At 42.6% G+C, this 20,706-nt stretch carries 14 protein-coding genes and 1 pseudogene; 5 read left to right on the top strand and 10 right to left on the bottom strand.

Translation table 11 applies throughout. From position 1 onward, the window contains the following. Positions 1–117: 117 nt before the first annotated feature. The 3 genes from Xentx_RS01160 to ybfF all read right to left on the bottom strand — a co-directional run bounded on the left by Xentx_RS01160 (position 118) and on the right by ybfF (position 4,493). A complete protein-coding gene (locus tag Xentx_RS01160) occupies positions 118–1,656 on the bottom strand; it encodes an FAD/NAD(P)-binding protein (protein WP_074018435.1) in 1,539 nt (512 codons plus the stop codon). Positions 1,657–1,722: 66 nt separating this feature from the next. Continuing rightward, positions 1,723–2,754 carry a methyltransferase gene (locus Xentx_RS01155; protein ID WP_074018434.1) on the bottom strand — a complete coding sequence of 344 codons (1,032 nt, stop codon included), beginning with the start codon at positions 2,752–2,754 and terminating at the stop codon, positions 1,723–1,725. Positions 2,755–3,713: 959 nt separating this feature from the next. Continuing rightward, positions 3,714–4,493 (bottom strand): esterase, encoded by a 780-nt coding sequence (ybfF, locus tag Xentx_RS01150; protein WP_074018433.1) that lies wholly within the window; start codon positions 4,491–4,493, stop codon positions 3,714–3,716. A gap of 259 nt (positions 4,494–4,752) precedes the next feature. On the opposite strand from ybfF, the gene seqA reads away from it, so the two are divergent. Both seqA and pgm read left to right on the top strand, forming a co-directional pair. After that, positions 4,753–5,286: a replication initiation negative regulator SeqA gene (gene seqA / locus Xentx_RS01145; RefSeq protein WP_074018432.1), complete on the top strand. Its 534-nt coding sequence runs from the start codon at positions 4,753–4,755 to the stop codon at positions 5,284–5,286. A gap of 93 nt (positions 5,287–5,379) precedes the next feature. Beyond that, positions 5,380–7,020 (top strand): phosphoglucomutase (alpha-D-glucose-1,6-bisphosphate-dependent), encoded by a 1,641-nt coding sequence (gene pgm / locus Xentx_RS01140; protein WP_074018431.1) that lies wholly within the window; start codon positions 5,380–5,382, stop codon positions 7,018–7,020. A gap of 62 nt (positions 7,021–7,082) precedes the next feature. On the opposite strand, the pseudogene Xentx_RS01135 reads toward pgm, so the two are convergent. Beyond that, positions 7,083–7,244: pseudogene (locus tag Xentx_RS01135) on the bottom strand (EamA family transporter); the annotation flags it as partial. Positions 7,245–7,751: 507 nt separating this feature from the next. Between Xentx_RS01135 and pulA the strand changes: the two are divergent. Beyond that, positions 7,752–10,550 (top strand): pullulanase-type alpha-1,6-glucosidase, encoded by a 2,799-nt coding sequence (gene pulA / locus Xentx_RS01130; RefSeq protein WP_074018430.1) that lies wholly within the window; start codon positions 7,752–7,754, stop codon positions 10,548–10,550. A gap of 53 nt (positions 10,551–10,603) precedes the next feature. Here the strand turns inward: pulA and kdpD are convergent, their stop codons facing one another. Genes kdpD through kdpF form a run of 5 tightly spaced genes read right to left on the bottom strand, consistent with a single transcriptional unit; the run spans position 10,604 to position 17,818 of the window. Further along, positions 10,604–13,306 (bottom strand): two-component system sensor histidine kinase KdpD, encoded by a 2,703-nt coding sequence (gene kdpD, locus Xentx_RS01125; protein ID WP_074018429.1) that lies wholly within the window; start codon positions 13,304–13,306, stop codon positions 10,604–10,606. Continuing rightward, on the bottom strand, positions 13,293–13,892 hold the full coding sequence (kdpC, locus tag Xentx_RS01120; RefSeq protein WP_074018428.1) for a potassium-transporting ATPase subunit KdpC: 600 nt from the start codon (positions 13,890–13,892) through the stop codon (positions 13,293–13,295). The genes kdpD and kdpC overlap by 14 nt, the downstream gene beginning before the upstream one ends. A gap of 55 nt (positions 13,893–13,947) precedes the next feature. Then, on the bottom strand, positions 13,948–16,014 hold the full coding sequence (gene kdpB / locus Xentx_RS01115; protein ID WP_074018427.1) for a potassium-transporting ATPase subunit KdpB: 2,067 nt from the start codon (positions 16,012–16,014) through the stop codon (positions 13,948–13,950). A 16-nt stretch (positions 16,015–16,030) separates the two neighbouring features. Then, the gene (gene kdpA / locus Xentx_RS01110; RefSeq protein ID WP_074018426.1) at positions 16,031–17,728 is read right to left on the bottom strand and encodes a potassium-transporting ATPase subunit KdpA; all 1,698 of its coding nucleotides are present in this window, start codon (positions 17,726–17,728) and stop codon (positions 16,031–16,033) included. Then, positions 17,729–17,818 (bottom strand): K(+)-transporting ATPase subunit F, encoded by a 90-nt coding sequence (gene kdpF / locus Xentx_RS01105; RefSeq protein ID WP_065814091.1) that lies wholly within the window; start codon positions 17,816–17,818, stop codon positions 17,729–17,731. A 348-nt stretch (positions 17,819–18,166) separates the two neighbouring features. On the opposite strand from kdpF, the gene Xentx_RS01100 reads away from it, so the two are divergent. Beyond that, positions 18,167–18,376: a YbfA family protein gene (locus Xentx_RS01100; protein WP_074018425.1), complete on the top strand. Its 210-nt coding sequence runs from the start codon at positions 18,167–18,169 to the stop codon at positions 18,374–18,376. A gap of 207 nt (positions 18,377–18,583) precedes the next feature. After that, complete coding sequence (locus Xentx_RS01095) at positions 18,584–19,327, top strand: type 2 GTP cyclohydrolase I (RefSeq protein WP_074018424.1); 744 nt, start codon at positions 18,584–18,586, stop codon at positions 19,325–19,327. Between the two features lie 31 nt (positions 19,328–19,358). Here Xentx_RS01095 and Xentx_RS01090 read toward each other — a convergent pair whose 3' ends face one another. Continuing rightward, entirely contained in the window at positions 19,359–20,507 is a 1,149-nt protein-coding gene (locus tag Xentx_RS01090; protein WP_074018423.1) for a multidrug effflux MFS transporter, read from the bottom strand. Positions 20,508–20,706 lie beyond the last annotated feature (199 nt).

The raw sequence follows: 20,706 nt of genomic DNA, 5'->3' as shown, positions 1-20,706 counted from the left end.
TTGATTAACAAAATGGCCCATATTTATGGGCCATTTTTCAATTGATGTGTTATCGGGATCTTCCTTTTTCGCTGTTGTAGCTTGAAGGAAAATCCATGTTGGGTGGAGCGGTTAAAATTATGCGCTCATTTCCAGCTCTTTTTCAGTATTACTGATAGTTGATGTGACCTGAACATCTGATTTCAGCATATTTTTAATAACCCGATTTGCTATATTCGTGACCACGACGAGGGCATTGGGCACCCATAACCGCTTATGCGCAGGCGTTCCGACAAACCAAATACTCTCTTTTTCCTTAAAGTTAGGGAGGATAGCGGCCATTTCTGGCGAGATCGATATGGCGCGTCCTGACCGCTGGCCGTGAGTATCAATCTCAAGTATCCCGTCCTCGTCAATGATAAAGTCAGGTCGATGATAACCAACCGCAGCGACAATAGCATCAAATGGTTGGTAATCCCGCCCTAAATTGACTAACCAGGTATCTGTTTCTCCTTTCTCTATAGCAACATTTAGAATTTCTCCTTTCTGAATGATCAGAGAACCACTATCCATATAGTGCAGAAGTTTTTGTGCATTGGGTAAAGCAATGGCGGTGATATAGCGATGAAGCATTTTTTCGACGTTGGGATGGAATGAACCGCCGAAATAAGCGTCATCATTTAAATGTACTTCGTTAATGACGTGCATGAAATTGACTATCATATCTTGCCATTGACTTTTTCCTTGCTCGGCAATAGCGATTTCTTCACGAAGACGCTCCCGATAACTATTGGCATTAGAGAATTGCTCTCGCCATGGTATTTTTGTGTATTTGTTGAGTGTGCGGCAGAAATATTTCAGATACGCATGTTTCAATGAATCAGGAAAAATACTTGTTACTTGATTCCCCTTACGGGTCATTATTGACATTATATTTTCATGCTCAAAGAAGGTTCCAGGGCTTCGTATAAACCGTGAACGGACAGCGGGGATATCTCCTGACGGCGATGTCATAGTGACGTTATGGCCTTCACGGCAGAGAAGAATAGCAGCATCGATTGCTGAAAGTTTACTGCCGATAACCAATACCCGTGATTGCGGGGGTATTCTGGCTAACATATCCTTCTCTGGATAGGGGCTGTGCATAAACGTTGAGCGAGTCAAGTAGGGTTTCAACACCTCAGGGAGCCGAGAAGCACCTAAGCCTGTACAGAAAATGACATCAGTCACTTCCAGCGATTGGGGTGTCAGGCTATCACCGTGCCAGAGCGTATAATAACGATGTGAATTGACCTTCAATCCCCTAAACAAGTCAGGTACATGGAAAACCTCAATACCAGCTTTAAGAGCGAGAGTACTAAATTCTAGATATCTTTCATTCAGATAGTTGCCTACCCATTGCCGCGGGACGAAAGATTCTGGTGTAACGCTATGCCCGTGTTTATGCAAATAATCCAGAAAATCCAGAGGATTATCTGCCACGACTGACATGGTATCGACCGAGGTATTGCACAGTACATCGCCATCCAAATTGAAAAAAGCCATCCCTGGGCCAACAGGCCCAGGTTCTATAATATAAATAAATTGTGCCGCACGCTGTTGCACTGCTGCGATGAATGTCGCCACCCCAGCAGCCCCGCCTCCGACAATGGCAAGACTTCTTTTGTGAAAAGACATCACTATTTCCTCAATATATTGTGAAAATAAGGAAGTTTTTACCTGGCTGACTTAATGCTCAGGAACTCATTCGGCAATGGCTTCAACAATCGAAATGTGACAGCCTGTATTAATGACACGATTGAGTTTCAAGCCTGCGTTAGCCAACAATTGTCGTAGTTCATCCTCTGTGCGTTCACGTCCTTCTTCGTAGATCCCCATACAGAGAAGATCCATTTCTTTACCTGCATGTGAAACGTTGCCATTAGGGATTACAGGATCCATCACCAATACTCGTCCATTAGGGGACATCGCTTGTCGGCAGTTACGTAGAATTTGTATACATTGTTCATCAGACCAGTCGTGCATAATGTACTTGAGCATATATATATCGCCCTGAGGACATGACTCGAAAAAGTCGCCAGAAGTAATCTCCCACCGCGTATCGTCACCTAGCGCGCCAAGTTCATGTCTGGCCAGTACGTGTGGTTGGTCGAAAAGAACCCCTCGCAGGGTTGTATTAGCCTGTAATACTTCTAATAACAGGCCACCAAACCCGCCAGCTATATCGACAACTGTTGAGTTTTTCGGGAAATCATAACTGTGCACGAGAAACAAATTTTCCACTTTAGACATTGAGGACATACCGACGTGAAAATCATCAGTCTGTGTGTCCGTTTGCGCCCAATAATCAAAGAAAGGAAGTCCGTAGAGGTGTTTGAAGGCAGGATTACCGCGGACGCTTTCTACAATCTCACCAAGAGGTTGCCAAAATGTCCGGTCAGTCAACATCAATACTGCGGCTCGGAGGGAATGGTGTGTGTCTTTGCGCAAAAACTCTGCGGCTGGAGTGAGTGAAAACCCTTTATCTTCGGTTTCATGAAAGATATTCCGTGTAGCAAGCAGCCGCAGAACTCGGTGTAACTGTTGCTCTTGGGCTCCAACAGTTTTGGCGAGTTCATGCACTGTTTTTGGCCCATTGCTTAAATGATCGGCTACACCGAGAACCGTGGCAGCACGAAGTGCCGCTTGATAGGTATACCCCATTGTTTGATTAAGTAAATGTAAAGCTGCTGATGTGTAGTTAGAAATTGCTGTGTTATTATTAAGTATGTTCATATCGATCTCATTTATAATTTAATATTAAAATTAAAAAAATATAAAATTACTTTATTATTGCATTTACATTATTAATCAGGAATTCGTTCATTTTACAACCACAAAAAATCTTATATACAAGTATATTGTTATCATGATTATTATTAATTAAAGAGTGATGATTAAAGTTATTTTCACGAGAAGATCACGCTGTGAAATTAAGTGATTTTTCTATATGTTAGTGTAACCATTATTTTTATGATAAAACCCGTTTTATGTCGTTATTATATGTGATTTTAAGCTAAATTTAATGTGAATAATAATAGTATTAATGTTGATAACATTGAGATGCAAAGTGATAAATTTACAGTGGAATGTCATATTGGCTTTTTAGGCATAGCAACATCGAATAAATATATTATTATAATAAGTCGCAATGCATAAAATAGAACAGATGATAATGATGATATTGTAATTTCAATTAGTAGGTTCGTTTATAGTATCAGGGTAGCCTCTCCTGTTTCACATAATATCTCTGTCAAAATACAGAATTAATATAGTAATACAGTGCTTGAAGATGGACGGTTAATTTATGGAATAAATTCAAATCCCCCTAATAAAATCACGGGGGATTATTTTATTAGAATTGACAAACGAGGGCGGTATCAAGACAGTTTCTTTGAAAATCATCCCAAAAACCTGGTGGATAACTTTTAATATCGCTCTCCTGCAGCATGACCAAAATCTTCGTAAAGGTGTGCAATGGGATTATATAAGATATTATCTTTCATAATTATTTGTCCTTAATTAAAATCAAGAAGTTTTATTTATCTGTAGGATGTGTTATTTAATATTGGTATAGTGATTACTAATTTTTTTCTTTTTTATATATTAAGTTGCCAGTAATGAATTGGATATAATTATTTTTATATTGGCCATTTATTTTATCAACCCATATTTAGATGGGTTGATATCTATAATTATTTTGTGCCTAAAAAGCGATGAATTGCCCTGAGTACAGCTTCAGGTTTTTCTGCATGTACCCAATGTCCACAACCAGCTACAACCCATGCTGTTGCTTGTGGAAATTGGTTGATAATATCTTCACGATATTCTTCAGTAATATAATCTGAATTTCCACCACGAATAAACAGGGCGGGTTCATACCATGCAGAAATAGTTTCCCAGCCGATAATTTTTTCGTATTCTTTTTGCAAAACGGATAAGTTGAATTTCCATTCCCCTTGACGGAATGATTTCAGTAAAAATTGAATAACACCCTCTTCCCGAATATCCTGGTGCATAATATCTGCTGCTGCTTGTCGGGTTTGTACACCGGCGGCCGCGACTTTGTTCAGTGCTGCGAAAATGCTGTCATGGCGGCGAACCGGGTAAGCGACGGGAGCCATATCAATCACCACGATTTTTTCAATCCGCTCTGGTGCAATAGCTGTCATGGTCATGGCGATTTTGCCACCCATGGAATGCCCAATAATAGTGGCTTTGGGCACACTGAGTTCATCAAGCAGTGTCAGGACATCCTGTGCCATATCGTGATAATCCATATTTTCCATACGTGGTGAAAGACCGTGGTTGCGTACATCGATTTGAATCACCGAATAATGTTGCTGTAAATCACGCCCCAATACTCCCAAATTGTTTAAATCTCCAAAAAGCCCATGAATCAAGACAATAGGAGTTGAAGATTGTGGATTTTCTACAGTGTGAAGATGATAATTTAATTGACGATTTGATTTCATGATTTGCCTGAATTTAATACCATTTATACAATGTTTAATATTAAGATGCTTAATATCATGATGCGTGAATTGTGACAAACTCAACGGGATGAAATAGTTGTAACTAATTGATTTATTTTAAAGGAAAGTCGCTTTCCTAAAAATTCTTAATTTTTTAAAGAATCACTTTAAGTTATTGAAAGTTTAATTGTTTTGTTTTGTGGCATTATATCTTATAATCCCAAGATAATTTTTTCATTAAGAACAGTACTGGATAGAAATGAAAACGATAGAAGTTGATGAAGAACTTTACCGCTTTATTGCAAGCCAAACTCTGCATATCGGTGAAAGTGCATCTGATATTTTACGGCGCATATTGAAGTTAGACGCCGGGCAGCCAGTACAAATTACAGAGCCTGCCAACGACCCTGCACCTGTTGTTAAAACCCCTGTTGCCCGTTCCCGTGATGCTGTCCGTGTTATTCGTGAATTATTGCTTTCTGATGAATATGCTGAAAAGAAAAAATCTGTTGAACGTTTTATGCTGATCTTGTCGGCATTGTATAGCCTGAACAGCGAGAATTTTTCTAAAGCAACGGAAGCGATGCATGGCCGCACCCGTACCTATTTCGCCGGTGATGAATACACCTTATTGGCCAGGGGCAAGCAAACTAAGCCACGTCATATTCCCGGTACACCTTTTTGGGTGATCACTAATACCAATACTGACCGTAAACGTAGCATGATTGAACATATTATGCAGGATATGAAGTTTCCGGCAAATTTGATTGAGAAAGTGTGTGGCACTATTTAATTCAGTTAGTTGCCCTACTATTAATACAATCGCTTAGTTTATTAGTACTGCGCTGGCGATAAGTCAGTGCGGTTTCCCAGGAGAAATAATAAAGTGGCAATTCATCCAAGAGCAGGGCAGCTCGCCCAGCAGCATGATTTAATCAATATTGCTCAGCTCACTTCACAGTATTACACCTTACAACCACATCCTGAAAATCCAGCACATAAGGTCAAATTTGGTACTTCTGGCCATCGTGGCAGTTCTGGACGTAATAGTTTTAACGAAGTGCATATTCTGGCTATTTCGCAGGCGATTGTGGAAGTTCGTTCGCAACATGGGATTACTGGACCATGTTATGTGGGTAAAGATACCCATGCACTTTCAGAAGCGGCATTTATCTCTGTATTGGAGGTGTTAACGGCAAATGGTGTGGATGTAATTGTGCAGGAAAATAATGGGTTTACACCGACTCCAGCCATTTCCCATGCCATCTTATGCCATAACCGTCAGGGAAAAAGTTTGGCTGATGGTATCGTGATTACGCCATCCCATAACCCGCCAGAAGACGGTGGTATTAAATATAATCCGCCTAACGGCGGACCTGCCGATACCGATTTGACGGCAATCATTGAACAACGTGCAAATGAATTATTGGCTGTTGGTCTCAATGGGATCAAGCGCCTACCTTATGAACAGGCATTAAAAAGTGAATATCTGCATCCCGAAGATTTGATCGATCCTTATGTTACTGCACTGGGTGAAGTTGTGAATATGGCGGCGATCCAACAGGCAGGCTTAAAGATTGGTATTGACCCACTGGGCGGCTCAGGGATCGCCTATTGGCAGCGGATTGGGGAATATTACAATCTCGATCTGACAATGGTTAATGATAAGATCGATCAGACGTTTCGTTTTATGACATTAGATCATGATGGCGTGATCCGTATGGATTGTTCATCCCGTTGGGCGATGGCGGGGTTACTGGAGCTGCGTGGTAAATTTGATTTAGCCTTTGCTAATGACCCTGATTATGACCGTCATGGGATTATTACACCGGCTGGTTTGATGAATCCTAACCATTACTTAGCAACGGCTGTCGATTACCTATTCCGTCATCGTCCACAATGGCCGAAAAATATCGCAGTAGGTAAGACACTGGTTTCCAGTGCCATGATTGATCGTGTTGTCGCCGATCTTGGGCGTGAATTAGTAGAAGTTCCCGTCGGTTTTAAATGGTTTGTGGATGGATTATATAAAGGCGAGTTGGGCTTTGGTGGAGAAGAAAGTGCCGGAGCATCTTTCTTGCGCTTTGATGGCACTCCGTGGTCAACCGATAAAGATGGTATCATTCTTTGCTTGTTGGCTGCTGAAATGACCGCAATGACTGGTGAAAATCCACAGCAACGTTACGATAAACTGGCGGCCAGATTTGGCACACCAAGCTATAGCCGTATTCAGGCTCCAGCGACTCATCAGCAAAAAGCATTACTGTCCAAATTGTCACCGGAAATGGTCAAGGCCGACATATTGGCAGGTGATCCGATTACTGCCCGTTTGACCACTGCATCGGGCAATGGCGCTTCCATTGGTGGCTTGAAAGTGATGAGTGATAATGGTTGGTTTGCTGCCCGTCCTTCTGGTACGGAAGAGGCCTATAAAATCTATTGCGAAAGCTTCCTTGGTGCGGAGCATCGTGAAAAAATTGAACAAGAGGCACAGGAAATCGTCAATCAAGTATTTGCCGTGGATTGATTGGTCTCTATTTCTGACCGGAAAAAACACAAGCCGTAGCAGTCGCTGCGGCTTCTTTGCTTTTATCCCAAAGCAACCATCAAGGCGCCTATGGCAATCAATAAGACGCCAGCGGAAGTCACCAGAGAAATTTTCTCGCCAAATAGAATTACTGCCAGAACGACTGCAAATACCACGCTCAATTTATCGATAGGAGCAACCTGGGAAACGTTACCATGTTTGATATTAACGTGTTGTATCAGGGGAGTGAATCATAGGCTAATTTTGTTGATCTGAATATATAGAATTCCATTAAAATGCTAAAAAATTTTTATGCGCTTTATTATTCGAATGGTGGCAAATTTTAATTATATGAAAGTACTATTAATTAAGGATTTTCCAGAGAGTTACAAATTAATTCATGCAAAAAATCAGACCAAATTTTCTTGCAAAATGCCTTTTATGGTGAGCATCACAGAAGGTAACTCATCCTTTATTCTCCTCCTGATATTTATTAATAAAGGATGAGGTGAACTTATCTAATACAATGTTTAATCATTATTTTCATTTTATTAAAAATAAAATAGTTGATGTGATCTTTTTATTAAAAAGGTTTGACTATGAAATCTGACTTTTGGAGAAAGGTTTATCGTATTGTATTCGGTAGTTTATTCATTTTATCACTGACAAGTTGCGTACAAGATAGCTGTATACCAAATAAAAATCATTCGCTCAAAACCCAGGAGGAACTGATGGCACCTAGTTTGAAGCAAATATCTGGTAGTGAACAAATCTACCGTTGTCATTCTGAGTCAGAAATTTCTCAAGCTTCTGCACATTGGGTTGATCGACAAACATTATTATGGCCAGATGGAGCAGGCCAACCTATTGTTCGTTTATATTACAATCATAACAATAAGGTAAAGCCCAATGACCAAGGGTATTTTACCGATAAGTATCTGGCGTTAACACCAACGAACTTAAATCAAGAGACAGCAAAGATATTTCCTCATCTGGCAAAATGGGCAGCGTTCCGTCTACCAGAAGGAACAGATATTGATCTTCTTCTGACCGGAGATTTGGTGGTTTTGGCGGCTAATGAGCAAGGTTTGCTAATATCAGCAACTCAAGTACAAACGGCGGGGGTGTTGGATGATCGTTTCGCCGGTGCTGCTGATAAGCTGGAATATGGGGCACGGATAAATGATAAGGGTGTGATTTTCCGCTTATGGGCACCAACTGCCCAAGAGGTGGACTTGGTTCTTTATAATCAAGATAAGCAAATTATCGCCAATTATACAATGGAACGCGATACCGCGAGTGGCTCTTGGTCATGGCAAGGCGACAAGAAATTGATTGGTGCTTACTATCGTTATGCCTTAAAAGTCTACCATCCATCTTCCCGTCATGTGGAACGTTATGAAGTTACCGATCCCTATTCTTATAGCCTGTCCACTAATTCAGAATATAGCCAGATTGTTAATTTGGATGATGCATCCTTAAAACCACAAAACTGGGATAACCTGTTAACGCCACGCCCGCAAAATACACCAACGGATATTGCCCGCATGGCTATCTATGAAGCGCATATTCGTGATCTTTCCGTTGCAGACAGCACAATACCAGCAAACTGGCGTGGTAAATATCTGGCACTGACTGACAAGAACAGCGATATGTTCAAGCATCTTAAAGCGTTAAGTCAGGCGGGAATGACGCATATGGAGTTATTGCCTGTGTTTGATATCGCTTCCATTAATGAATTTAGCCATCAGGTGGCTGATCTTGATCACCCTTTTAAACATCTATGTCAGGTCAATCCAATGGTGAAAAATAGCCGTTTTGCTAGTTATTGCCATAGCTCATTGACTGTACGGGAGGTTTTGCAGCAATTGCGGTTTGATGACAACATTAATAATCCGCAGGTACAAGAATTAAATATGATGGTAGCAAAGACGGATTCCTATAACTGGGGTTACGATCCGTTTCATTATTCAGTACCGGAAGGTTCTTATGCCACTGATCCAGAAGGTTCCAGTCGCATAAAAGAGTTTCGCTCTATGATACAGGCTATCAAACGGCAATTGGGCATGAATGTGATCATGGATGTTGTCTATAACCATACTGATGCGGCAGGCCCTGCATCCCGAACGTCGGTGTTGGATAAGATCGTGCCTTGGTATTACCACCGTTTAGATGAAATAACAGGCAATGTCGAAAATAATACCTGTTGTGCTGACACTGCGCCTGAACGCCGTATGTTTGCCAAACTGATTGAAGACTCACTGGTAACCTGGGTTAAAGATTATAAGATAGATGCATTTCGATTCGATTTAATGGGTTATCACCCCAAAGCACAAATTATATCGGCACTAGAAAAAGTACGAACTATTAACCCATCGATCTACTTTTTCGGAGAGGGCTGGAATTCTGGGCAGGATGATCGGTTTGAAACCGCATCACAAGTTAATCTTAAAGGGAGTGGCATTGGGACTTTCTCTGATCGGTTGCGAGATGCGGTACGTGGCGGTGGGCCTTTTGATGTTGCTGATAGTATTCGCAGTAATCAGGGAGTAGGCAATGGTGCCGAAATATTACCGAACGAAATTTCTAACTTAGATGTAGATCAAGTTCGTCATTTATGGGATCTGGTACGTCTTGGCATGACTGGTAATTTGGCGGATTTTGTCATGTTCGATAAAGATGGAGAGGTAAAAACAGGCAGGGAAATTGATTATAAGGGCACTGCTGCGGGTTATGCATTAGATCCCACTGAAGTACTCAATTATGTATCTAAGCATGACAATCAAACATTGTGGGACATTATTAGCTATAAAGCTGCTCAAGAGGCGGATTTGGTGACGAGGGTTCGTATGCAGGCGCTCTCTCTTGCAACGGTATTCCTTGGACAAGGTCTGGCTTTTGATCAACAAGGATCAGAGTTATTGCGTTCAAAATCATTTACCCGTGATTCTTATGATGCTGGCGATTGGTTTAATCGTGTTAGCTATGATTATAAAGACAATAATTATGACGTAGGGTTACCTGAACGTGGTAATGATGGCAAAAATTATCCACTGATTAGTCGGGTGAAAAATCAGGTGGAAAAACCAGGCCAAAATGAATTATTACAGATGATGGCGTTTTATCAGGAGCTATTGCGTTTACGTCAATTTTCACCACTGATGACACTTGGTGATGGTGCTGCTGTCAGGCAGCGTGTTGATTTCGTTAATGTTGGTCCTCATCAGAAACTTGGTTTACTGGTCATGACGATTGATGATGGAAATATGACGTCGGGTGATCGTGATTGGCGGTTTGATGGTTTAGTCGTCGTCATTAATGCTGCACCTTGGCCTATGAGTGTCAACGATCTTAATGTCGAGGGGCTGAAATTAAATGATATTCAACGTGAATTAGGCGAAGCGTCTTTGGCTGCGGGAATACAAATAACAGAAAATGGAGAGATCACCATGCCTGCATGGTCGGCAGCCGTGTTAGTTCTGCCACAAGAAGGAATTCGTGGAACAGGTTTGCCTGTTCGTAAGAAGTAACGAAATCAGGTATGTGTTTGAATAATTGAGTTTTGGGGCGGACCCATTTTTATTTACATATTGTTGAGAGCATTTTCAATTTTGGGTGGCTCTTTCAACGGTAGAAGAAAATGAAAACTAGCCCCGCCTTTTTTATTGTTAGCCGCCCATATTTTTCCACCGTGGATTTCAATAATGGAGCGGCAGATCGCCAAACCTAATCCGACACCAGGAATAGCCGATTCTTTGCTGATGCGTGAGAATTTATCAAAAATAAGCTTTTCTTGCCCTTGTGGAATTCCTGTGCCTGCATCCCAAACTTCAATATGTACCTGTATTTTTTCTATTGTAGCTTGTATACCCAAGGGAGTCTGTTCATCAGTGTATTTAATGGCATTTTCCAGTAGGTTGATAAAAACACGTTCCAATAAGGCGGCATCACAATGTAGTAATAAATCGTTAGGTAAAGAAAGTTCAACAGTATAGTGATTGAGGGTATGTTCCAGAGAGTGCAAGGCATTGCCGACAATTTCTTCCAGTGGATACCATTCAAGATTAAGCTGAATGCCACCTGATTGCAGTCGTGCCATATCAAGCAGGTTATTGACCAGTCGCGAAAGGCTGAGAATTTGCTGGCGAATTTGGTTAACTTGTTGGGTATGGGGCGAACTTTCTGTCGATAAATCCAACATCAGTATTTCAGCCTGCCCGAATAGTACGGTCAACGGAGTAAGTAAGTCGTGAGATAGTGCTGCCAATAATGAATTACGCAACTGTTCCCGCTCAGTTTCTAACCTAGCGGATTCTGCTCTGCGAGTCAGGTGCAAGCGTTCCAGCGCATTGGCAATGAGTCCCGTGAAGATTTGTAATAACCGCTGTTGTTCCGGTACTAGTAACTGGCGCTGGTTAGGGGATTCAATAGCAAGTACGGCAAAAACCTGCGAGGGCGTAGCGATAGGCAATAATTGATAAGGGACACCCGGTAATGTATCAGTACCAGCTCCAGCAGGTTGTTTTTTCTCAAAACACCATTTGGCGATCGCTTCATCGATCTGCATTTGACCACCATTATGGGATTTAACTTGATATAAATGCTGGTTGCTATCTGGCAGCAGCAGCCCTGTTTTTGCCTGAAAGCTGTTGGATAGAAAGTGATAGCTAATACGGGCTACGTCTTCTTCGTTCAGAACTTTGCTCAGTGTCCGAGTTATTTCATATAGGTGCCGTGTTCGTTGTTCGCGATAACGAGCTACTCTGGCTTGATAGCGTATACCTGCGGTAAGGTTTCCAACAACTGCCCCGACAATCAGCATTACAGTCAGTGTGAGCAGATATTGTATGTTTTTGACTTCCAATGACCAACGTGGTTGGACAAAGAAAAGATCAAAACTGATGACATTGACAAAAGCAGCAAAGACAGATGGCCAACGACCATAAAACAGCGCGATAATGACAACACCGAGCAGGTAGAGCGCCACCAGGTTGGCTTTATCCAGGGTCAGCAAGAAGGTTCGGGAAAAGAGGGTAATCAGGGCACAGAGTACAATAGCCATCAAAAAACCTTGAATCGGGACTCGCCATTTATCATTGAATGTTCGGTTATCTTTTGGTTCTTTGCCGCTGTTTTTTTTATCTTCCAACGCAACAATAATCAAATCCAAATCAGGGCCGAGTTTTCCCAGACGCTCTGAAAAGTCACGATACCATTTAAAGCCGAAAAAATTTACCTGTGAATTGTAATAGCGGCCAATAAGGATTTTACCTAGGTTATGCTCTCTGGCGTAGCGCAGGATGGCTTTTTCTTCATCAGAGTCGGAGAGTGTTGCGGTTTCAGCCCCCAGATCTTGTGCCAGCTTTAAGGCTTGCAAAATGGTACGTCGTTTGCCTTCTGGCAATCGATGTAGTTTGGGGGTTTCAACGTAAACAGCATGCCAGGTACAGTTGAGTTTTGCTGCCAGGCGAGCGGCTTTTCGAACCAGTTTTTCATTGCCGGCGTTGTAGCCAATACACAGCAGTAAATTCTCTTGCGTATGCCATACGGGTTCTTTTCCTCGAGTATCACGAAAAGCACGCATTTGGTCATCTACGCGATCTGCCGTGCGACGCAACGCCAATTCACGCAGGGCAATCAGATTCCCTTTGCGAAAAAAATGTTCAATGGCACGCTCTGCCTGACCTGAAATATAAACCTTACCATCGTTGAGCCGCTGACGTAGATCATCAGGCGGAAGATCGACTAGAACAACGTCATCGGCCTGATCAAAGATATGATCAGGAACGGTTTCCCGTACGCGAATACCGGTAATACCGCCGACAATATCATTCAAACTTTCCAAATGTTGCACATTGACAGTCGTCAGTACATCAATGCCAGCTTCCAGTAATTCTTCGACATCTTGCCAGCGCTTCGGGTGGCGACAACCTTTAGGGTTACTGAATGCTAGTTCATCCATCAGAATAATGGCCGGATGGCGGGCAAGAGCGGCATCAATATCAAATGCCGCTATCCTGCGTTCATTATGGCGGAAATATTTTGCTGGTAATTGGGGTAAACCTTTCAGTAGAGCTGAGGTCTCTTGTCGATCATGGGTTTCAACAACACCGACAATGACATCTAACCCTTGCGCCAGCAGCCGTTGAGCTTCTTGCAGCATGGCATAAGTTTTGCCGACACCCGCACAAGCACCAAAAAATATTTTTAGCTTGCCACGTGGTTTTTCGTTTGCCAGTGTCAGTAATTCGTCAGGATCAGGGCGTTGTAGTTCATTTTGTTCCATATCTTAATCTGCCTTTTTGGTTCAGATTATCTAACGCCAGATTCAGTTCCAGTACATTGACTATGGGCTGCCCCATATATTCCAGCAGGGGATATTGAATATGTTGCCCAATGAGTTTATGGATGACTGTAAGTGGTATATGACGGGCTATCGCCACGCGTTGTGCCTGAAATTCAGCCGCTTCAGGGGATATATGGGGATCGAGCCCGCTACCCGATGCCATGATTAAATCAACAGGGATTGGAGAATTTTCGGGATGGTTAAATAAACGTACCTGGATAATGTTTTGGTGTATTTTACTGCTCAATGCAGGATTGGTTAAAGCGAGATTACTGCCTCCAGATGACAGAGTGTTGTACGGTTTTTCGGCCGTCATGGAAGGTCGCCCATGAAAATAGATGGCTTTGGTAAAATTTTGACCAATTAATTCAGAGCCAACCAGTTTGCCATTCTGCTCTATTAGCGAGCCTTTAGCTTGATGGGGAAATAAAAACTCTGATATTCCCGTCACCAGTAGTGGATAGGCAATCCCCGTGATTAAGCTAAGAAATACCAGCAGAACAATGGAGGAACGTAACCAGATCATTTTTCATCACCTTATTTGAAGCCCGATTTTTAAATACGCTGTAGTGAAAAGATCGTTAGTTAAACATTAAGGCAGTGAGCAATATATCAATCAGCTTGATACCAACAAAAGGCACCAGCAGGCCACCAAGGCCATATACCCATAGATTCCGGCGCAAGAGTGACAATGCATTCATTGGGCGATAACTGACGCCTTTTAGGGCCAATGGCAGTAAAAAGATTATGATTATCGCATTGAAGATAACCGCAGACAGTACCGCAGATTCTGGAGAGTGAAGATGCATGATGTTCAACACATTAAGTTGTGGATACGTGACCGAAAAGGCGGCGGGAATGATGGCAAAATATTTGGCAATATCATTGGCAATACTGAATGTGGTCAAAGCCCCGCGGGTCATTAGCATCTGCTTGCCGATATGTACAACCTCGATCAACTTAGTGGGATTGGAATCTAAGTCAACCATATTGCCAGCTTCTTTCGCTGCTTGTGTGCCTGAATTCATGGCAACGGCAACATCTGCTTGTGCTAGCGCAGGCGCATCGTTTGTACCATCACCCGTCATGGCAACCAGGCGTCCTTCGGATTGATATTGACGGATAAGGGCGAGTTTCGCTTCGGGAGTGGCTTCTGCCAGAAAGTCATCAACACCAGCTTCGGCGGCAATTGCCGCGGCAGTGAGATGATTGTCACCCGTGATCATGACAGTCTTGATCCCCATTTTGCGCATTTCACTGAAGCGTTCTTTAATTCCGCCTTTCACAATATCTTTTAAGGCAACAACTCCTAAGACTTGCTGATTCTCAGCAACAACCAAGGGTGTTTCCCCCTTATGCGCAACTTGCTGTACCAATTGGTCAATCACATCAGGGAAATGGCTATGATTAGCTTCAATATGGCGGCGAATAGCATCGACAGCACCTTTGCGGATCATGCGATTACCAATATTGACGCCACTCATGCGGGTCATTGCAGAGAAGGGGACAAATGTCGCTTTTAATTCTCGAAGATCACGTTCACGCATATTGAAACGTTGTTTCGCTAAAATCACGATACTGCGTCCTTCAGGGGTTTCATCTGCAAGGGAAGAGAGTTGAGCAGCATCAGCCAACTGCCGTTCTGTGACGCTCGGTGCGGGTAAAAACTGGGATGCCTGACGATTTCCTAGCGTGATAGTGCCAGTTTTATCGAGTAGTAAAACATCTACATCCCCAGCGGCTTCGATGGCTCGTCCGCTGGTGGCAATGACATTGGCTCCCAGCATACGGCTCATGCCTGCAACACCAATGGCTGACAGTAATCCACCAATAGTGGTGGGGATCAGGCAAACCAGTAAGGCACTCAATACAGTAAGTGTAATAGGGACACCAGATTGGTTGGCTTGGACACTGAACAAGGAAAAAGGTAGCAGGCTTATACAGACCAGCAGGAAAATAATGGTCAGTGCAGTGAGTAGAATGGTGAGGGCTATTTCATTGGGTGTTTTACGTCGCTTAGCTCCTTCAACCATTGAGATCATTCTGTCTAAAAAGGTTTCTCCCGGATTGACTGTGCATTCGATGATTAACCAATCTGATAAAACTCGCGTACCGCCAGTGACAGAGGAAAAATCGCCGCCAGATTCGCGGATAACTGGCGCAGATTCCCCTGTAATAGCACTTTCATCAACGGAAGCTCCTCCTTCAAGGACTTCTCCATCACAAGGAATAATTTCTCCGGATTCCACCAGCACAATATCGCCTTTGCGCAAAGTGTCAGAAGTGACTTTTCCTTTTGTAGCCTCACGGCTGGCTGATGTTAGTTTGGTCGCCCAATTAGTTCTTTTTATCCCTTTCAGGCTGGATGCTTGAGCTTTGCTACGTCCTTCAGCCAGCGCTTCTGCAAAGTTGGCAAACAGTACGGTAAACCATAGCCAGAGAGCAATGGCACCGGTAAAGAGCGCGCTGCCCGTTAATTGCCCCATTAATATGCCGATCCATAAAGCAGTGGTCAGACAACTTCCCACATAAACAACGAACATGACCGGATTGCGCCATTGTTGAGCCGGATGGCATTTTTTTAACGAATCGATAAGTGCATGGCGAATTAAAGTTGGTTCAAATAATACTTGTTGTTTATTTTTCATGCGTTATCTCACATTCTCACGGCCAAAGTTGTAGGTGTTCTGCGATAGGGCCTAGAGCCAAGGAAGGAATAAACGTAAGGGCACCAATTAGTAGAATGACCAGAATTAATAATCCAATGAAAAGCGAACCGTGGGTTGGTAAAGTGCCACTGCTAATCGGCTGGCGTTTTTTGTTAACCATGGAACCTGCGATTGCCAGAACAGGCAGAATGATACCAAAGCGCCCAAGAAACATGATGACGCCCAACAATAGGTTGTAAAAGGCATTGTTGGCATTGAGTCCGGCAAAGGCACTGCCATTGTTATTGGCAGCGGATGAGAAAGCATAAAGCACTTCGGTAAAGCCATGAGCGCCGGGATTTGCAATAGCGCTGCGACCTACGTCGATTGAAATTGCCAGAGCGGTTCCCAATAAAACAAGCGAAGGCGTGATTAAAATCGCCAATGCGACCATTTTCATGTCATAAACATCGATTTTTTTGCCTAAGTATTCTGGTGCCCGGCCAATCATCAAGCCTGCAATAAATACGGCAAGTAGAACGAACAGTAATATGCCATAAAGGCCAGAACCTGCCCCACCGAATATGACTTCACCAATCTGCATCAACCAAAGGGGTATCATACCACCCAGTGCGGTAAAGGAGTCATGCATCGCATTTACGGCACCACAGGAAGCGGCTGTCGTCACAACGCTATAGAGAGAAGAGGCAAGGATACCAAAACGAGCCTCTTTGCCTTCCATATTAAAGTGGTTACCGATATTGGAATGTATGAGCTGGGTATTGCCCGCGGTTTCTGCATACATTACAACGCTGGTAGCAATAATGAAAATAATGCTCATTGCCCACAGCAGGGCATATCCCTGTCGATTGTCGCCAACAACCAGACCGAATGCGAAACATAATGCACAAGGGATCAAGAAAATAGCCAGGATCTGGACAAAGTTACTAAGTGAAGTTGGGTTTTCAAATGGATGGGCTGAGTTTGCCCCAAAAAATCCTCCACCATTAGTGCCCAAAAGTTTTATAGCTTCTTGGGAAGCGACTGGCCCCATAGGCAGTAATTGTTGTTGCCCCTCAAGAGAGTGGATGAGGGCATAGGGAGAAAAGTTTTGGATAACACCTTGACTGACAAAGAATAAGGCCACAATAATCGCAAGCGGCAGCAAGAGATATACAGTGATGCGTGTGATGTCGATCCACGCATTTCCCATTGTTTTAGTGCCTTGACGGGAAAACGCCCGCATTAAGGCAAAAGCCACAGCAATTCCCGTTGCCGCAGACAGAAAATTCTGAACAGTCAATCCGGCCATTTGGCTCAGGTAACTGAGGGTATTTTCTCCGCTATAAGCTTGCCAATTGGTATTAGTGATAAAACTGATCGTGGTATTAAGGGCTAGATCCCATCTCATGCCAACAAAATGTTGTGGATTCAGTGGCAGATGACCTTGACTGATCAGCAGTGTAAACAGTAGTAATAGTCCGGCTATGTTGAATATGAGGATGGCGAGAGCATACTGCCACCAGTTCATTTCTTTGACATTACTACCAGGTTTCTTCAGGCCACAACAACGCCACAGGATGGTTTCTGTTTTTATCAACCAGCGAGGTAGTTCTCCTTCGACGAGTCTGGCAATCAGGTTACCAAGAGGTTTACCCAATAGAAACAGTATGAGCAGGAAACTGGCAATTAGTAAAAAAGCGGATATTGCCATTTAGAAATCCTCCGCATTTAATAACGCATAAATAAGATAGCCCAGTAATAGCGTCACCAGAAAAATGCCAAGGATCAGGAAGATATTCATGGTGATTTATCTCCTTGCTTATTTCTTTAAGAAATAATCAGTTACAGCATAGAAATATCATACAAAGAAGTTATTAAAAGAGTTCTCGAAAGCGTAAAAAAATATAAATAATCTGCGGAATTCATCTATAAAGCATCATAAGGCAAGTGTAGCAAACTATGCAGAGTTAATTTTTTGTTTTCAATTTGTTTGTTTTGTTTCTGTTTAAGAATGATTTTGTAATTAAATTACAAAATCATGGAAAAAAGTGATTTATACCACTAAAAAAGTGGTCGGATGAGTAGTAAGTTTTCATTTTATCAGATAAAATTTTATGCATATTACAGGTTAAGCCCATGGGGGGCATCAATGTCTACATATCGTGCATACTCTTGGCATCAGATTCTCTTGCGGCGTATTGGCGCTATATCACTGGGTGTCATTGCACTTCCTGTTATGCTGTTTCGTCGTGATCGTGCCCGTTTTTATAGCTATCTGTATAAAGTATGGCGAAAAACCAGTGATAAGCCAGTATGGCTGGAATGTTCAGAAATGACTTTAGAGACTCGGAATCGCTAAAACGGCATTATGACTGAGCCTAACCGGGCATTTTGAATATAACATCTTGAACTGTAGTATCTTGGATATAGTATCTTGGCACCTTGTCGGTTTATGCTGGCAAGGTGTTTTGTTTTATATTGGATTTATAACCAATCTATTTTGACTTAATCCATAGCAGATATGTATTTTATGATGAAAAAAATGCTAAATGACAAGGGGAATGTGATGAACAATGTTGAATTGGAGCATGTGCTCAATACGGAATTGAGGAACAGTGAATTTCAAGATTACGCTCCCAATGGATTACAGGTGGAAGGCCGCTCCCATGTCCAGAGGGTGATTACAGGCGTGACAGCTTGTCAGGCACTATTGGATGAAGCTATTCGCCTTGAAGCGGATGCTATCATCGTTCATCATGGATACTTTTGGAAGAATGAATCTCCTGTTATCCGTGGCATGAAGCGTCGCCGTTTGCAAACACTACTTTGCAATGATATTAACCTGTATGGCTATCATCTGCCATTAGATGCCCATCCTACTTTGGGTAACAATATCCAATTGGCGCGTCAGATGGGTGTGAAAGTTATCGGCGAAATTGATACTCTTCTTCCTCATGGTGCTTTTGATCAACCTATTACACCGACAGAATTGATTGAACGTCTTGAAAAAAGCCTGGAGAGAAAGATACTGCATTGTGGTGATAATGCACCAGAAGAGATCCGCACACTGGCATGGTGCACAGGCGGCGGCCAAAGTTTTATTGAACAGGCAGCTGAGTTTGGTGTTGATGCCTTTGTGACGGGAGAAGTATCGGAAAAAACTATCCATGTTGCCCGTGAAATGGGGCTGCATTTTTTTGCGGCAGGGCACCATGCGACAGAGCGCTATGGTATCAAAGCGCTCGGTGAATGGCTGGCAAATAATTATGGATTGGATGTGACTTTTATCGATATTCCCAATCCGGCTTGATTTTTTAGCTAATCTATATAGCCCCTGGATTTTATTTCCATTTTGGAAGTTGGGGCTTTTTATCTTGAAAGAGAGATAAAACAATCATTGCGCTCCCACAACATATTAATAGGCTGCCTAATGCCTGACTCCAGCCTGCAAGTGCCAAACCAAACCCCAGCAGCAAATAGTAAAATAACCCAAGTAAAGCACCGGCAGTGCCTAGCCTATCTGAATAGTTGGTTAATGCAGAAGATAAAATATTCGGTATCGCTAGCCCAAAAGCGATGACTATTCCTACCATTGGAAAAATAAAGAGCCAGCTATTTTCGAGCAGGTATACACCGATTCCACTAAATAAACTAATTAATGAGGCAAGGGCAACTAATTGGGTTGATATCCATTGTTGCTTTAACAAATATTTGTTTAATAGCGAGCCTAATACAACGCCGAAAGTTAATAACAGGCCAGTATAACCAAATACTTTCTGTGATAATCCAAATTGTTGGAAACGAAATGGCGCTAATTGGTAATAGCTGAATAAACAAATATTGAAAAATGCGATCAAAAACGCATTTCGCCAAATTGAAATATCTTTCAGCATCATAATTACTGTGCTTAATAAAGCCACTTTTGTTACGTTGATTGGGCGAGTTTCTGGTAATCGGGCAATAGACCAACAGGTCAGGATAATCGCCAGAATAATTAACCCAGCAAAGACTGCTTTATAGCCAGCAAAATAGTTCAATGTTGAACCACTGAGCATGCCAATGGCAGGGCTGATTGCTAAGGCAATTCCCATGACAGAAAAGACACGTGTTAACTCTTCCCCACGATAAGTATCACGCATAATGGTTTGTGTGCCGACAGAGCCAACTGCGGCCCCGAAAGCAGATAACATTCGGGCAACGAGTAATAACCAAAATTGTTGTGTCAATAATGCCAGCAGGGAAGCGAGACCATAGAGTGATAGGCCAGCAATAATAGTTGGGCGTCTGCCAATGACATCACACATACGCCCCCATACGACAACACCAAAGGAAAAAGCAAAAAAGTAGAGTGATAGTGTTTGGGCAGCTTGCTCCGGGTTGACGGAAAATCCAGCGGCGATACTAGTTAATGCAGGGCTATAGGTGGTTTCTACGATCTGCGGGAACATCATCAAGGCGATAGCAAGCCAAAGTGATGGTTTAGTTTGCATGATTTTTTTCTTTTGCTGATAAGTAAGTAATGGCTCGAAAGGTTAGCATTATGGCTATTGTCTTTTTATGATAATAAAGACTATTTATTTTATCGGACATTAGGGTCTGTTGATGTTTTAAGGTCATAATTCATTCAGCCCACATGGGCAACCAGACAATGATAAACGCCAGAGCCAACATACTGGCGTAATTCCGTTC

Origin of the sequence: Xenorhabdus thuongxuanensis, from assembly GCF_001908095.1 — a bacterium.
In the GTDB taxonomy this organism is placed as follows: Bacteria; Pseudomonadota; Gammaproteobacteria; order Enterobacterales; family Enterobacteriaceae; genus Xenorhabdus; species Xenorhabdus thuongxuanensis.
The sequence above is the reverse complement of the archived record's forward strand: the minus strand, read 5'-3'. Positions and strand labels throughout refer to the sequence as shown.